16 protein-coding genes are annotated in these 15,557 nt (G+C 67.5%); 2 read left to right on the top strand and 14 right to left on the bottom strand.

Annotation, left to right across the window (positions count from 1 at the left end; all coding sequences use genetic code 11):
• Positions 1–15 precede the first annotated feature (15 nt).
• Entirely contained in the window at positions 16–1,194 is a 1,179-nt protein-coding gene (locus tag LX88_RS17520) for an HNH endonuclease signature motif containing protein (RefSeq protein ID WP_258948857.1), read from the bottom strand.
• A 167-nt stretch (positions 1,195–1,361) separates the two neighbouring features.
• On the opposite strand from LX88_RS17520, the gene LX88_RS17525 reads away from it, so the two are divergent.
• Complete coding sequence (locus LX88_RS17525; protein WP_258948858.1) at positions 1,362–2,207, top strand: helix-turn-helix domain-containing protein; 846 nt, start codon at positions 1,362–1,364, stop codon at positions 2,205–2,207.
• Positions 2,182–2,355 carry a DUF397 domain-containing protein gene (locus tag LX88_RS17530; RefSeq protein ID WP_258948859.1) on the top strand — a complete coding sequence of 58 codons (174 nt, stop codon included), beginning with the start codon at positions 2,182–2,184 and terminating at the stop codon, positions 2,353–2,355. The genes LX88_RS17525 and LX88_RS17530 overlap by 26 nt, the downstream gene beginning before the upstream one ends.
• Here the strand turns inward: LX88_RS17530 and LX88_RS17535 are convergent.
• The 13 genes from LX88_RS17535 to LX88_RS17595 form a co-directional block, all read right to left on the bottom strand.
• Entirely contained in the window at positions 2,342–2,887 is a 546-nt protein-coding gene (locus tag LX88_RS17535; RefSeq protein WP_258948860.1) for a radical SAM family protein, read from the bottom strand. The two genes, LX88_RS17530 and LX88_RS17535, sit on opposite strands and share 14 nt — an antisense overlap.
• Positions 2,888–2,964: 77 nt before the next feature.
• Positions 2,965–3,609, bottom strand: coding sequence for a response regulator transcription factor (locus tag LX88_RS17540; protein ID WP_258948861.1), 645 nt, complete (start codon positions 3,607–3,609; stop codon positions 2,965–2,967).
• The gene (locus LX88_RS17545; RefSeq protein ID WP_258948862.1) at positions 3,606–5,480 is read right to left on the bottom strand and encodes a sensor histidine kinase; all 1,875 of its coding nucleotides are present in this window, start codon (positions 5,478–5,480) and stop codon (positions 3,606–3,608) included. Before LX88_RS17545 ends, LX88_RS17540 begins: the two co-directional genes overlap by 4 nt.
• Positions 5,459–5,683 carry a hypothetical protein gene (locus tag LX88_RS17550; RefSeq protein ID WP_258948863.1) on the bottom strand — a complete coding sequence of 75 codons (225 nt, stop codon included), beginning with the start codon at positions 5,681–5,683 and terminating at the stop codon, positions 5,459–5,461. Before LX88_RS17550 ends, LX88_RS17545 begins: the two co-directional genes overlap by 22 nt.
• Positions 5,684–5,792: 109 nt before the next feature.
• On the bottom strand, positions 5,793–6,782 hold the full coding sequence (locus LX88_RS44295; protein ID WP_258948864.1) for a zinc-dependent alcohol dehydrogenase family protein: 990 nt from the start codon (positions 6,780–6,782) through the stop codon (positions 5,793–5,795).
• On the bottom strand, positions 6,779–7,594 hold the full coding sequence (locus LX88_RS17560; protein WP_258948865.1) for a carbohydrate ABC transporter permease: 816 nt from the start codon (positions 7,592–7,594) through the stop codon (positions 6,779–6,781). The genes LX88_RS44295 and LX88_RS17560 overlap by 4 nt, the downstream gene beginning before the upstream one ends.
• Positions 7,591–8,520, bottom strand: coding sequence for a carbohydrate ABC transporter permease (locus LX88_RS17565; protein ID WP_258948866.1), 930 nt, complete (start codon positions 8,518–8,520; stop codon positions 7,591–7,593). Before LX88_RS17565 ends, LX88_RS17560 begins: the two co-directional genes overlap by 4 nt.
• 1 nt (position 8,521) lies before the next feature.
• Positions 8,522–9,856: an ABC transporter substrate-binding protein gene (locus tag LX88_RS17570; protein ID WP_258948867.1), complete on the bottom strand. Its 1,335-nt coding sequence runs from the start codon at positions 9,854–9,856 to the stop codon at positions 8,522–8,524.
• 85 nt (positions 9,857–9,941) lie between these two features.
• A complete protein-coding gene (locus LX88_RS17575; RefSeq protein WP_090068339.1) occupies positions 9,942–10,703 on the bottom strand; it encodes a DeoR/GlpR family DNA-binding transcription regulator in 762 nt (253 codons plus the stop codon).
• A gap of 268 nt (positions 10,704–10,971) precedes the next feature.
• On the bottom strand, positions 10,972–12,456 hold the full coding sequence (locus LX88_RS17580; RefSeq protein ID WP_258948868.1) for a glycoside hydrolase family 13 protein: 1,485 nt from the start codon (positions 12,454–12,456) through the stop codon (positions 10,972–10,974).
• Between the two features lie 11 nt (positions 12,457–12,467).
• Complete coding sequence (locus LX88_RS17585) at positions 12,468–13,301, bottom strand: carbohydrate ABC transporter permease (protein ID WP_258948869.1); 834 nt, start codon at positions 13,299–13,301, stop codon at positions 12,468–12,470.
• Positions 13,298–14,155 (bottom strand): carbohydrate ABC transporter permease, encoded by an 858-nt coding sequence (locus LX88_RS17590; protein ID WP_258948870.1) that lies wholly within the window; start codon positions 14,153–14,155, stop codon positions 13,298–13,300. Before LX88_RS17590 ends, LX88_RS17585 begins: the two co-directional genes overlap by 4 nt.
• Positions 14,156–15,493, bottom strand: a complete 1,338-nt coding sequence (locus tag LX88_RS17595; protein ID WP_258948871.1) for an ABC transporter substrate-binding protein — start codon at positions 15,491–15,493, stop codon at positions 14,156–14,158.
• Positions 15,494–15,557 lie beyond the last annotated feature (64 nt).

Genomic DNA, 15,557 nt, shown 5'->3' on the forward strand with positions numbered 1-15,557 from the left:
GATGGGCGCGGCGCGTCAGGCGGCGTGGATCGGGTTGGTTCTCGGTCTTCGGTGTGGGTCCACGAACGCCGGTGGGCGGAAGGTCGGGAGGCCTTCGGCCATCTCGACCTGCCACTCCGAGTGGTGGACCAGGTCGTGGTGGCGGCGGCAAAGCAGGACGAGGTTGTCGGCGTTGGTCGCGCCGCCGTCTGACCAGAACCTGATGTGGTGGGCTTCGCAGTGCTTCGGCGGGCGGGTGCAGCCGGGGAAGGCGCAGCCCTTGTCGCGGGCCACCAGGACCCGGCGCAGGCCCGCGTTGATCGCCCTGGTCTTGCGGCCTACGTCGTGGACCTGGGAGCGGCTGCCCAGCAGGGTGGGGATGATGCCCGCGTCGCAGGCCATCTTGCGGACCTGGCTCATCGGCAGGTGCTCGCCGTTGTCGAGCAGAGCGCTGCCGACGCCCTCGCGGAGCTTGTCGTAGTCGACCGTGACCGTCAGTTGAACGCGCTCGCCGCCGTGGATCCTGCTGCCGTCGGCGCGCAGGGCCAGGTCGATGACCTCGCACAGCGCGTCGCCCTCTCGTTCCGGCGCGCACCGCTGGTCGTGGGGCTCCGGCTTGGCCAGCGGGTCGATCAGCGCGTCGAGCTTCGCGCCGGTCTCGGCGTCGAGGTCGGCGGACAGCAGGTATCGGCCGCCCCTCCACTGACGCCGCAGGACGTTCTTCCGCGCCACAGGCTGCGGGTCCTTGGGCTCTGGACCGTCCTGGTCCAGGCGGTAGGCCAGCTCCTTGCAGAACGCCTTGGCAGAGCGGGGTTCGTGCTGCCGCGCGTACTCGACCACGTGCTCCTCCGCCACGGAGGGCAGCGCTGCCATCGCCTCGGCCAGCACCTCCACGTGGTCCTCGGACAGCTCTCCCTCGGCCATCGCGGCCGCGACACCGGGCAGCGCCGGCGCGATCCGGGAACCAGTGGGCGTGACCGTGGGGCACAAAGCCTGCACCTGCTTGATCCTGCGGCGTGACACCTTCGGATCCCAGCGCAACGCGTGCTTGAAGACCTCGACGAGATCCTTGTACCCCAACGCTTCCGCCGCGCCCTGCTGATCCAGCGAACCGATGATCTCCAGCACCTGGAACTGAAGCCTCTGCAACGCGCGCACCTTCCGCTTGAGCTCGTCGAGGAGCTCGAGCGGGGAGGAGAGCGCGAGTGCCTGCATGCGTTCATCGTGGCATGAACAGGTGTTCGAATTCCATTCCACGATGGAGTGAACGTGCAGGTCAGGCCCTATGGCGCCGTGTGCGACGCACGACGCCATAGGGCCTGCCGTTTTCACCCGAACGAGCCCGTGGCATGGGTTGAATCCAAGCCATACCGTCACTGGGCATGACCGCGATCATTTCCACCCCGTACAGCCGGGATCTCGGCGATGAGCTTCGCCGCCTGCGGGAGACGTGCACGTCGTTCCACGGCCGTGCGATGGCCGTCCAACTCGGCTGGGACCCAAGCAAGGTGTCCGACGTCGAGCTGGGGAAGGTGCGCGCGAGCGAGGTCGACCTTGTGCAGTACATGGCGACGTGCGGCAAGGACATCGACTTCGCCAACGAGTTCCGCAGCCGGTACTACAACGCCTTCGACCTGTTCTTCGCTCAGGTGCCGGACAACGTGCGCACCATCGCGATGACCGAGGCGATGGCTACGAAGATTTCCTCTTTGGAAGTGCTGACCATTCACGGCCTCCTGCAGGCCGAGGGGTACGCACGACAGTTGTTCGTCGACTCTCACGTCGAAGGGCCTGACGACATCGAGGCGCTCGTGCGGGCACGTATGGACCGGCAGACGATCATGAGGCGTCCGAACCGGCCGGAGCTTGAGTTCTACCTGCACGAACTGGCCTTGCGGATGCCGTTCGGTGACGCGCGCTTGCGAGAAGACCAGTACTTGCGTCTTCTCTTCAACACCCACATCCTCCGGATCGTGCCCGCGCACATCTGCGCGTTCCGCTCTCCGGTGACGCTGTACGAGTTCGGCAAAGCTGCTCCGGTCGCCTACAGCGAGTCCGACACGGCGCAGGTGTGGGCGCAGGATTCGGTTGCCGTCGCGCGGGCGAAGCGGCTCTTCCAGCGGCTGGATGCTGTCGCGTTGGATGCGGAACAATCGAAGCGCATGCTGGCGGACTACGTCAGCGGACTTCGAGAGGATCCTCATGACGGCGGAACGGATCTGGCGTAAGAGCAGCTACAGCAGCGGTGGTGCTCCGGAGACCTGTGTGGAGGTCTCCCTCGCTCAGGACGCGCTGGTACGGGACACGAAGAACGCGAGCGGTGACGTACTCGCGTTCTCCACCTCTGCCTGGCGCGCCCTGATCAACTCGCTCTGACCACCGACGTGTTCGCGGTCTCGACCGTCACCCGCACGGTCTGAGGGGCGAGCGACTGCAGGTACTGCGCGTGGTCCGAGCCGAGCGTGTCGCTGAACGCGATGAACCCCAGCCGGGACAGTTCGAACGCGGTGGTCGCGCAGAACTCCTCCAGGCGGTCGAAGCCGCGCCGGATGCCGGTGGCGTCGAGGCCGAACACGGCGTGCCGGTCGAGCTTGGCGGCACCGATGTCGAGCAGGTGCAACGCGTGCATGGCGTGCGTGAACGCCATCGCGCACACCTCGATGCGTGAGCACGACAGCAGCAGCGTCCGCACCATCGACGGGTGCAGCGACTTGCCGGACGTGCGCAGGACGACGTCGATGCCGGCGTCGCGGAACAGTTCGACGATCTCGAACAGGCCGGGTACTCCCAGCGGCTCGCCGCCGCCCAGCGTGACGGTCTCGGGGCGCATCGAGATGAGCGCCTGTGCGATGTGCAGCATTCGGTCGTGGCTGAGCCGCGCGTGTGCGACGTCCCAGGTGATGTCCATGCGATCGGGCCCCCTTCGGCGGATACGCCGATCGAATCGCGGGCGTTGTCCCGTCGTCAGGTGACCTGTGTCCCGATCTAGGAGGGACTTCCCAGCCCGGCCTCGCGGGCGCGCACGATGGCCTGCGCGCGATCGGCCACCTGCAGCTTCGTGAAGATCGCGGACACCCGGTTGCGGACGGTCTTGCCGGACAGCGTCAGCCGGTGCGCGATCGACGGGTTGTCCAGGCCGGACGCCATCAGTTCCAGCACGTCCCGTTCGCGATCCGTGAGCTGCGGGAACAGCACCGCCTTGGACGACGAGATCGCGGTGAAGTAGCCCATCATCCGCTGGGCGATGGTGGCGCTGAAGATCGCCTCGCCCGCTCCTATCGCCTGCACCGCGCGCACGATCTCGTCGTCGTCCGTGGTCTTGACCAGGTACCCGCGCGCCCCGGCCTTCATCGCCGCGAACACCAGCTCGTCGTCCTCGTGCATCGTCAGCACGAGGACACCGACGTGCGGCAGGGCCTCCTGGATCTGCTTCGCGGCCTCGACACCGCCCATGACGGGCATGTGCAGGTCCATCACGACGACGTCCGGCGCGAGGTCGAGGACGACCTGCACGGCCTCCTGCCCGTCGGCGGCGTCGCCGACGACCTCGAGGCCGTCCTCGCCGTCCAGCAACGCCTTCAGGCCGCGCCGGAACACCGGGTGGTCGTCTGCGATCACAACCCGCGTCACTGGGCCTCCAACGGGATCCGCGCCACCACCCGTGTCCCGTGTGGTTCCGCGGGTCCCACTGTGCACGATCCACCCAGCTCCGCGCAGCGTTCCCGCATCGAATCGAGCCCCACACCCGGTTTGGCACCGGCCGCGACGCCACGCCCGTCGTCGACGATCTCCACGACCAGGTCGCCGTCGGCCCGCACGGTGATCACGCAGGTCGACGCACCGGAGTGGCGCGCGGTGTTGGTCAACGCCTCCGCGACGATCCGGTAGGCCGCGACCTCGACCGCGGCGGACAGCCCGTCGATCTGCTCGGCCCGCACCTCGACGCGCAGGTCACCGCCGAAGCGGGCGGCCTCGTCGCGCACGGCCAGCGCCAGGCCCTGGTCGAGGATCGGCGGCCGCAGCCCGTCCACGAGGCTGCGCACCTCGACGGCGGTCGTGTCGACGTCGGCCAGCACCGGGTCCAGCACGTCGCCCAGCGAGCGGCGCAACGCCTTGAGCTGCAACCGGATCCCGACCAGCGCGGGCCCCACGCCGTCGTGCAGGTCGCGCCGCAGCCGCAGCCGTTCCTCCTCGCGGGCCCGCACCAGCCGATCGCGGGCGAGCTGCAGGTCGGTGGTCAGCTTGATCGACTGCGCGGCCGGTGCGGTCGACCGGGCGAGGTCGACGAGCAGGCTCAGTTCACGATCGCTCAACCTCTCGTCCGGTGCACGCGGCTCGACCACGAGATCGCCGACCGAGGAACCTCGGTACGTCATGGGAAAGCGCAGCTGCGGCCATCCGCGGCTGCGTCCGTGCTCGGCCAGCACCGACCCGCCGCGAATCGCCACGTACGGCAGCTTCAACGACTCGGCGACCGTCTGCGCCACGGTCGCGAGCACGTCCTGCGACTGTTCGAGCTTCTCGCTCAACGTGGACAACGTCGCGTAAGGATCGGAGCGCTCGCCGTACAGCCAGCGGTCGAGCTTGCGCTGCACCCAGCTGCGGATCGGCGCGAACACCAGTCCCGCGGCCACGACCCCGATGACCTCGGCGTCCTTCGCGAACAGCTGACCCGCCCCGACCATCACGCCGAGGTAGACGAGCAGCAGCACCACGGTCAGCGAGCCGTAGAGCAACGACCGGTGGATCAGCAGGCTGATGTCGTACAGGCCGTACCGCAGGATCGCGATGACCGCGGCGGCCGGGAACGCCAGCACACCGACGATCCACGCGATGTGCCCGTCCGTCGTCTCGACCACGGTCGCCACGCCGGCCAGCGTCAGCAGCGCGAACGCCCACACGAGCAGCCGGCGTTCGTCCCCTTCGGCCCGCCGCCACCGCAGGGCCAGTGACACCACGGCCGCGAGCACGGAGACTCCGGCCGCGAGCACGGCGATCAGCGTGATCGTCTTCGCGACCCCGCCACCACTGCTCTGCCAGTACGAGGCGGGATCGCCCCACGACGCCCAGGCGATCCCGATGGTGCCTACGACGGCACCGAACAGCGACGCGCCGATGGCGGTCCACCAGCGGTTGCTCAGCGGCCTGCCGTTCGGGAAGACCAGTGCCACAGCGGGCAGCAGCGCGTACGTGGGCCACCAGACCCACGCCTCGACCCATCGGGCGGGGTGGTCGGCGGGCTGACCCGCGACCGCGACGGCGACGGCGCCGAACACGCCCATCGCCAGCAGCAACCACCCGACGGACGACCTGCGGACGTGGCCGATCACGCGCACCCCGAGAAGGGTGCAGGCGAACGCGACGAGCCAGTTCCGCGGATGCGAGACGGCGCCGGTGACCGCTGTGTGCACGACGGCGAAGAGCACACAGGCGGCCACCAACGCGCCGACGACTCGGGCGAGGGTGACCTCGCGCCGCGTCAGTCGCTGAGCCAGTGCCACAGGTTGTGGAACGGAGAACCCGAGTCCATCGTGGAGAGACCTCCGGGCCAGCCCTGGAAGGTCATGATCCGGTGGCGCAGCTCTTCGACGGTCCTGGGCTGGGCGGGCTTGTGGGTGTGATCGAAATCGACGTCCTCAGGTGGCGCGTTCATCGCGCGCACCTGGAGCTCCGCGTACCAGGCGAGGAGCTCTTCGTCGGACATGTGCGAAAAGTACGGCGGCGTTACTTTCTGCCCGGACTTCGACATGCCTGGAAGGAGTCGTGGGCACTCGCCTGGATACACGAGTGCCCACGAACTTTTTCCGGCTAGCTCACGGAAGAACCTGGATCTTGCGGCCGACACCGGCTTTGAACTGGTCCAACGCCTTGGCGTAACCGTCCAGCGGCACCCTGTCACTGATGAAGATCTCGGGGTCGAGCACTCCGGTCGCGAACAGGTCCGCCGCACGTTCGAACGAGTGCAGCACCGCCATCGAGCCGGTGATGGTGATCTCCTGGTTGTAGATCCTGTACGGCTCGATGGTCACGCGGGCCGAGTAGTCGGAGACTCCGAACTGGAGAAACGTGCCTCCCTTCGCGACCCTGCCGAGACCGTCCTGGATGGCCTTCTCGTTGCCGGTGGCGTCGATGACGACGTCCCAGCCCTGCGGCCGGTCCAGTTCGTCCGCGGAGGACGCCACGCCCGTGACGCCGAGCTGGACGGCGGTCTTCAGGCGCTCCTCGTTGAGGTCCACGACCTCGATCGACGACGCGCCGGTCAGCTTGCCGAGCTGCAGCATCATCAGGCCCATCGTGCCCGAGCCGTAGATCAGCACGCGGGACGCCATCTGCGACCGCAGCACGTCGTAGCCGCGCACCGCGCACGACAGCGGCTCGATCAGCGCCGCGTCCTCGGTCCGCACGTGGTCGGGCAGCTTCACGCAGTTCGCCACCGGGGCCACCGCGAACTCCGCCGCGCCACCTGCCGTCGTGACGCCGATGGCCGCCCAGCGCTCGCAGAGGTTGTTCTTGCCCGAGCGGCACATCCGGCACTCGTGGCAGTACAGCGACGGGTCGACGGCGACCCGGTCACCCACGGAGAGCTCGTTGACCTGCGATCCGATCTCGACGATCGTGCCCGCGAACTCGTGGCCCGGCACGACCGGCAGGGTGGGCGCGAACTCGCCCTGCAGGATGTGCAGGTCCGTGCCGCAAAGGCCACAGGCGGCCACGTCGACGACCACTTCGCGGGGACCGCACCTCGGATCGTCCACAGTGGTCACTTCGACGGACCCGACGCCGGTGATCACTGCTGCTTTCACTTGACTGCTCCCAACGAAAGGCCCTGGACGAGCTTGTCCTGAGCGGCGAACCCGGCGATGAGCACCGGCAGAGACACCACGACCGCGGCCGCGCACACCTTGGCCAGGAACAGGCCCTGGGAGGTGACGAACCCGGTCAGGTACACGGGGGCGGTGCCGGCGACGACACCGGTCAGCACCCGTGCGAAGAGCAGCTCGTTCCAGCTGAAGATGAAGCAGATCAGCGCCGTCGCCGCGATGCCCGGCATCGCGATCGGCGCCACCACCCGGCGCAGCGTCGTGACCAGCCCGGCGCCGTCGATCGAGGCCGCCTCGAGGATCTCCTTGGGGACCTCGGCGAGGAACGAGCGCATGAGCCACACCGCGATCGGCAGGTTCATCGAGCAGTACAGCAGCGTGAGGAACGAGATGTTGTCGAGCATCCCGGAGAACTGCGCGATCAGGTAGATCGGCAGCAGCGCCGCGACGACCGGCATCATCTTGGTGGACAGGAAGAAGAACAGGACGTCCGTCCACTTCTCCACCGGCTTGATCGACAACGCGTACGCGGCCGGGATCGCCAGCAGCAGCACGATGATCGTCGATCCGATCGAGGCGCTGAACGAGTTGATCAGCGGCGGCCACGCGCCGGCGTCGAAGAACTCGGCGTAGCCGTCCAGCGTCAGCGGTGCCGCGATGGACGGCGGGTTCGTCGCCGCGTCCGACTCGCTGTGCAGCGAGGTCAGGAACATCCAGGCCACCGGAGCGAAGAACACAAGGCCGAAGAACCAGGCGAGCACACCCCAACCGTGTTTGATCCATTGGGGATTCATCGCTTCTCCTCCTTGAACAGCGAGGACACCGTGCGCAACGCGAACGTCGCGATCAGGATCGACCCCGCCACCACGATCACGCCGGCCGCGGAGGCCTCGCCGTACTCGTGGGCCTGATAGAAGGTCTGGTAGATCATGTACGGCAGGTTCGCCGTGCCCAGACCACCGGACGTGATCGTGAAGACCGCGTCGAAGTTCTGCACGATGTAGATCGACCCGAGCAGGCCGCCGAGCTCCAGGTACTGGCGCAGGTGCGGGAACGTCAGGTAGCGGAAGATCTGGAACGACGACGCGCCGTCGATCGTGGCCGCCTCGACGGGTTCGATGGGCTTGGACTGCAGGCCCGCCAGCAGGATCAGCATCATGAACGGGGTCCACTGCCACACCAGCGACAGCACGACGGCGCTCATCGGCATGGTGGAGATCCAGTCCGGCTGCGCGTCGAAGCCCAGCCAGTTCAGGATTCCGTTGAACAGGCCGTACTCCGGGTTGTAGAGCACGTGCTTCCAGATCAGCGCCGCCGCCACCGGGACCACCAGGAACGGCGCGATGAGCATGGTGCGCACGAACCCGCGGCCCTTGAACTTCTTGTCCAGCAGCAGTGCCAGGCCCAGCCCGAGGGCCAGGCTGATCAGCACCACCGACGCGGTCAGCACGATCGTGTTGACGACCGACGAACGCAGGTCGGGGTCGGTGAAGACGTTGACGTAGTTGTCGAACCCGGCGAACCCGCGGTTGGCGGGGTCGAGAGAGTTCCACTTCATGAACGAGATGACCAGCGTCGCCACGAACGGCAGCTGCGTCACGATGATCAGGAAGATGAGCGCGGGCAGCAGAGGCGCCCGCCGCGCCCACTTCGGGTAGTTCCTGCGGGGGGCAGGGGGCGGCCGGTCCACGACCGGCCGCTCCCGCTCTATGACAGCCATGTCACTGCCCCTTGTACTTCGCGGCGACCTTCTCGGCGAGTCCCTGACCGTTGTTCAGCGCGTCGTCCACCGTGACCGCGCCCGCGATCGCCGAGCTGATCTGCTGCGACACCTGGGTGCCGAGGTCGGTGAACTCGGGGATGCCGACGAACTGGATGCCGGGAGCCGGGCGTTCCTGCACACCGGGGTTGAGCGGCTTCGCGCCCTTGATCGCGGCCTCGGCCATCGCGGAGAAGCTGCCGGAGGACTGCTTGTACTCGGGACGCTGGTAGGTCGACGAGCGCTTGCCGTCGGGGACCTTCGACCAGCCGAGGTTCTTGCCGGCCAGCTCCTCGTAGCCCTTGCCGGACGCCCACGAGATGAACTTCCAGGCGTTGTCCTGCTTCTTCGACGCCTTCTGGATGCCGAACGCCCACGTGTAGAGCCAGCCGGAGCTGTCGGTCTTCACGACCGGCGCCTGGGTGAAGCCGAGCTTGCCCTTGATGGGGGAGTCGGCGGCCTCGAGCAGGCCGGCGGCGACCGTGGCGTCGTACCACATCGCGACCTTGCCCTGCGTCATGTTGTTGAGGCACTCGGCGAACCCGGCCTGCGGAGCGCCCGCCTCACCGTGGTTGCGCACCAGGTCCACGTAGAACTTGGTGGCCTCCTTGAACTCCGGCGCGTTGACCTGCGCCTGCCAGTCCTTGGTGAACCACGTGCCGCCGAAGGTGTTCACGACCGTCGTGAGCGGCGCCATCACCTGGCCCCAGCCCGGCTGGCCGCGCAGGCAGATGCCGCGCACCTCGGGGGTCGCGACCTTCGCCGCGGCGTCCGCGACCTGCTGCCAGGTCGGCTTCTCGGGCAGCGTGACGCCCTTGGCCTCGAAGATGTCCTTGCGGTACATGAGGAACGACGACTCGCCGTAGAACGGCTGCGCGTAGACCTTGCCGTCCGCCGCGGTCAGCGACTGCCTGATCGGCTCCAGGACGTCGGCCTGGTCGAAGCCGCTGTCCTTGGACACGAAGTCGTCCATCGGCGCGAGCCAGCCGTTCTTGGCGAACATCGGCGTCTCGTAGTTGGAGATCGTCGCGACGTCGTACTGCCCGGCCTGGCTGGAGAAGTCCTGGCTGATCTTGTCGCGGACGTCGTTCTCGGGCAGCACGGTGAAGTTCACCTTGATGCCGGTGTCCTTGGTGAAGTTGTCCGCGGTGAGCTTCTGCAGGTCCTGCATCTGCGGGTTGTTCACCATCAGGACGTTCACCGAGTTCTCACCGCCGCCCCCGCCGCCGGCTCCCGAGCAGGCGGACGCGAGCAGCAACACTGCGGTAGCGGCTCCGAGTGTGCGAATCGACGACATCGTCGGTTCCTTTCAAGGTTTTTGGGCGCGCTGAAGAGGGGGGATGTCGCACCCGGATCGTGAGGGCGGTCAGTGCCCAAGATGATCAAGCACGGATGACCTTGGGGCCTAGGAGGGTGTAGCGGTGGGCCTCGTGCGCGGTGAGGCCGCTGTCGGTGACGACCGCCTCCAGATCGGAGACCTCGGCGAACCGGTGGAAGCTGGAGACGCCGAACTTCGTGTGCGTCCCGACGAAGATCTTCCGCCGGGAAGCGCTGAGCGCCTTGGCCTTCACCGCGCCGACCGCCGGGTCGGGCGTGGTCAGGCCGTGCTCGCGGGAGATGCCGTTCGCACCGATGTAGGCGAGGTCGATGACCATCTCGCCGAGCATCCTGGTGGTCCAGTGGTCCACAGTGGCCAGTGTGTGGCCCCTGACGCGGCCGCCCAGCAGCAGGACGGTGCACGACGGGTGTTCGGACATGGCCGCCGCGGTCGGCAACGACGCGGTGATGATCGTGAGCGGGTTGGTGGTGGGCAACGCCTCCGCGACGAGTTGCGGCGTGTAGCCCTCGTCGATGAACACGGTCTCGGCGTCGTCGAGGCGCTCGGCGGCCGCCTTCGCGATGCGCCGCTTCTCCGGGACGTGCGATCCGGCGCGGAACCGGAGCCCCGTCTCGAAGCCGGCGCTCTCGACCGGCACACCGCCACCGTGCGTGCGCCGCACCAGGCCGTGCTCGTCGAGCACGCGGAGGTCGCGCCTGACCGTCTCGGGCGCGACGCGCAGTTCCTGCGCCATCTCCACCACGTCGACGCGGCCGTCGGCGCGGGCCCTGGCCAGGATGCGCCGCTTGCGTTCCTCGGCTCGCATGTCACCTGCCCACTCGGCTATTGGGTTGCCCGTTCGGGCCGTGCATAGATGAAACACCCTCGAAACATTGTGGTGGGCACCACAACAGGATGGAATCCTGCCCGATTTATGCCCGCCTCGCAGTGTGTGACGGTCCGTTCACGCAGGTCGGCCAGAGCGGGCACGCCCGAGTCCCGGTGCTGTTCTGCCCGCATTGCCCCCATCTGGGCAAAACGAGCGAGCGGCTGTGGTCACGTTTCGACCACAGCCGCTCAGTACCCCTCGGGTCTTACCGGTTCAGCCAGGCCGCGGCGTCCCTCGGCAGGTTGCCGTTCTCCAGCGGGACGCTTGACAACGTTGGCACGCCCGGCAGATCGATCGCCTGGTCCGACAGGTTGACGACGCAGGTGGTGCCGCCGCGCTGGAACGCCAGCACGTTCTCGCCCAGGTCGAGCCACTCCAGGTCGCCGTCGATGCCGCGGCGGTGCGCGAACACCTGGCGGTACAGGGCGAGCATCGACTCGGGGTCGTCCGACTGGACCGCGACCGAGAAGTCCTGCCAGTTCTCCGGTTGGGGCAGCCAGCTCGGGCCGTCCTCGGTGGACCAGGGGAGTGGCACGCGGCAGCCGTCGCGGCCCCGGTCGGTGAAGCCGGAGCGGTGCCACACCGGGTCCTCGCGCAGCTCGTCCGGCAGGTCCTCGACCTCCCAGAGGCCCAGCTCCTCGCCTTGGTAGACGTAGACGCCGCCGGGCAGTGCCGCGGTGAGCATGATCGCCGCACGGGCGCGGCGGGTGCCCAGTTCGAAGTCGGTCGGCGCGCCGTGCTGCCTGTCCGCGAAGGAGAACCCCGTCTTCTCGCGGCCGTAGCGGGTCACGTGCCTGGTGACGTCGTGGTTCGAAAGCACCCAGGTCGGTGGCGCGCCAACGGGTTCGTGCGCGGCCAGTGTGCTGTCGACGACCTTGCGCAGTTCACCGGCGTCCCACGGGCAGCACAGGAAGTCGAAGTTGAACGCGCTGTGCATCTCGTCCTGCCGGAGGTACCGGGCGAACCTGACCGGGTCGGGCAGCCACATCTCGCCGACGAGGATGCGGTCGCCGTCGTACTCGTCCACGATCTGCCGCCACCGGCGGTAGATCTCGTGCACGCCGTCCTGGTCGGAGTAGGGGAGGTCCGCGTCGGGCTTGCTGAAGTCCTTGACCAGGCCGTCGGCCACGTCGATGCGGAACCCGTCGACGCCGCGGTCGAGCCAGAACCGCAGGATGTCCTCGAACTCGTCGTGGACGACCGGGTTCTCCCAGTTGAAGTCCGGCTGCTCGGCGGCGTAGAGGTGCAGGTACCAGCGGCCGTCGTCGAGCTTGCTCCACGCCGGGCCGCCGAAGCGCGACTGCCAGTCGTTCGGGATCTCCTCGCCGTCGCGGACGTGGAAGCGGTCCCACAGGCCGTCCTTGAACCACGGGTGCTGGTCGCTGCTGTGGTTCGGGACGAGGTCGATGATGATCCGGATGCCCAGGCCGTGCGCGTCCGCGATGAGCTTCTCGGCGTCGGCGAGCGACCCGAAGACCGGTTCGATGTCGCGGTAGTCCGCCACGTCGTAGCCGCCGTCCGCGAGCGGGCTCGGGTACCACGGGTTGAGCCAGATCGCGTCGAAGCCGAGGCTCGCGATGTGCTGGAGCTTGGCGCGGAGGCCGGCCAGGTCGCCGATGCCGTCACCGTTGCCGTCCGCGAAGCTGCGCAGGTAGACCTGGTAGATGGATGCGTTGCGCCACCAACTCATCTGGTGTCCTTTCAGCCTTTTACGCCGCCCGCGGTGAGCCCCGCGAGGATGTGCCGCTGGAACGCCAGGAACAGCGCCACCATCGGCAGGCTCGCCAGCACGAGGCCCGCGAGCAGGAGGTTGATCGGGGTGTCCGGGGCGAAGCGCTGAAGCGCGACACTGAGCGTCTGCTTCGCCGGATCGGGGAACACGAGCAGCGGCCAGATGAAGTCCTTCCACGCCGCCACGACCGCGAAGATCGAGACGACGGCGAGGATGGGGCGTGAGATCGGCAGCACGATGCGGACGAGGGTCGTCCACGTGCCCGCGCCGTCGATCCTGGCCGCTTCGAGGAGCTCTTCCGGGATCTGGTCGAAGAACCGCTTGAGCAGGTACACGTTCAGCGCGTTCGCCGCGGCCGGCAACCAGATGCCCGCCGGGTTGTTGAGCAGGCCGAGGTCGGTGAGCGTGAGGTAGACCGGGACCAGCACGGCCGTCGAGGGCAACATCAGCGTCGCCAGCATCAGGCCCATGACCACGTTGCCGAAGATCGGCCGGAGCTTGGACAGCGCGTAGGCCGCGGGAACGATCACGGCCATCTGCACCGCCCACGCGCCGATCGCGACGACGAACGTGTTGAGGAAGAACCGCCCCAGGTCCATGTAGTTCCAGGCGTCGACGTACGCGCCCGGTTCCCACGTCTGAGGCAGCAGCGTCGGCGGTTGCTGGGCCAGTTCCGCCGGCGGTTTGAACGCGCCGAGCAGCACCCAGACCAGCGGGAGCAGGAACGCCGCCGTGAACAGGACCAGCGTGAGGGTGAGGACGATCCAGTACGCCGGGCCCGTTCCCCTGGTGAGAGTCCTCATGCGTCGGCCTTCTTCGTGATCTTGAGGTAGAGGAAGGAGAAGACGCCCAGCACCGCGAAGAGGATCAGGCTCAGCGCGCTCGCGGTGCCGAAGTCGTTGTAGTAGAAGGCGTAGCGGTACAGCAGGAGCAGCACGGTGACCGTGGACTCCTCCGGGCCGCCGCCGGTCATGATGAACGGCTCGGTGAAGACCTGCATCGTCGCGACGACCTGCAGCAGCAACAGCATGAGGATCACGAACTTGGTCTGCGGGATCGTGACGTGCCGGACCTTCCTGAAGATCCCGGCGCCGTCCAGGTCGGCGGCCTCGTACAGCTCACCGGGGATGGTCTGCAGCGTGGCCAGGTAGATCAGCGTCGCCGAGCCCATGTTCGCCCAGGTGATCACCAAGACGAGGCTGATCATGCTGGTGTCGGCGGAGTCGAGCCACTGGGACGTCGGCAGCCCGAGTCCTCTGAGGACGGAGTTGAACAGCCCCGGTCCCGGGTCGTAGAACCACTTCCACAGCAGGGCCGTCACGACCGGCGGCAACATCACCGGCAGGTAGACCAGCAGGCGGAAGTAACCCTTGGCGTGCCGCAGTTCGTTGAGCACCACGGCGGTCAGGAACGGGACGCCGAAACCGAGCAGCAGTGCCAGGAGCGTGAAGTACAAGGTGTTGCGCCACGCCACCCCGAACAGCGGGTCCGCGAACAGCCGCTCGAAGTTCTCCCAGCCCACCCAGTCGGGACTCGTGACGAAGTTGACCTGCTGGAAGCTCAGGACCACCCCGCGCACGATCGGGTACCAGGAGAACACCGCGAAGACGACCAGCGCGGCACTCAGGAAGCCGTACGCGGTGACGTGGCGCCGCACCTACTTCACCTGCGCCAGAACGGCGTTGACCTTGGTCTCCGCGTCCTTCAGCAGCGCCGGGTGGTCGGCGTCGGAGTTCGTCAGGGTCGCCTGCACCACGCTGTCGAGGATCGCGTAGACCTGCTGCGCCTGCGGCGGTTCGAGCGAGCCCTTGGTCTTCTCCGAACCGTCCACGTAGGCCTGGAAGTTCTTCACCGGCATGGTGGCGTACTTGGCCTTCAGCTCTTCCTGCTTCTTGCGCGGCTCACCGGTCCAGACGTCGGCGATCGGCGGGATCGGCAGGCCGACGGGCTGGCCGCGGTCCTTGTACTTCTGCAGGTTGCCTTCGAGCCGGTCCGGGTTCAGGTACTTCCACTGGATCCACTTCAGGCCCGCCTTGATCTTCTCCGGCGTGGCCTTCGGGTTGATCATGTAGCCCTCGCCGCCGAGCAGGGTGCCCTTCTGCTCCGGGATCGCGGCCAGGCCGTAGTCGTCGTACTTGCCCTTGAACTGGTTGACGATCGCGGCGACGTTGTCCGGCGCGGCCACGTACATGCCGAGCTGCCCGGCGCCCATCATGTTCTGCACGTCGCCGATCTCCAGGAGCTGCTTCTCGCCCATGGAGCTGTCGTCCCAGCGCATCTCCTTGAGCCTGCGCAGGACTTCCTTGCCCTTGTCGTTGTTGAAGTCGGCCTTGTAGGTGTCGCCGTCCTTGCGGGCGATGTCACCACCGACGGACTTCATCCACGTGGTGAAGTGCCAGCCGCCCTGGTTGCTCTTGCTGTACTCGGCGAACCCGGTGACGCCGGCGTCCTTGAGCTTCTTGGCCGCGGCGCGCACCTCGTCCCACGTCTTCGGCGGCGAGTCGGGGTCCAGTCCGGCCTTGGTGAAGTTGGTGCGGCTGTAGAGCAGGCCCATCGTGTAGTTGGCGGTGGGCAGGCCGTAGACCTTGCCGCCGACCGTGAAGACGTCCTTGAGCTCCTGCTTCAGGTCACCGTAGTGCGGCACGTCCTTGACGTAGTCCGTCAGGTCGGCGGCCTGCTTGCGGGCGATGAGCGCCGCGGGATCGGTGAAGTAGACGTAGAAGACGTCTTCCAGCTGGCCACCGGCGAGCTTGGCGCTGAACGTCTTCGGGTCCATGAACCCCTCGTGCGGCACGAGGTCGATGTCGGGGTTCGCTGTCTCGAACTCCGCGACGTCCTCGTCGAAGACCTTGCGGTCGAACGCTTGGGTCTGAGGCGGCTGACCGTTGATGTTGATCTGTACCTTGCCGCCGGGCTCAGTCGTGGAACCGCTCCCACAGCCGACTGAACTTAGGGCCAGGACACCGCCAATCAGCACGGCAGCGGACTTCTTCATGGTGGGGCCGCCCTTCTCGCGAGCGCGTCGATGTGACGGCGACCATAAGGCGCCGTTACATCTG

It is taken from the genome of Lentzea californiensis (assembly GCF_024648825.1).
Lineage (GTDB): Bacteria > Actinomycetota > Actinomycetes > Mycobacteriales > Pseudonocardiaceae > Lentzea > Lentzea californiensis.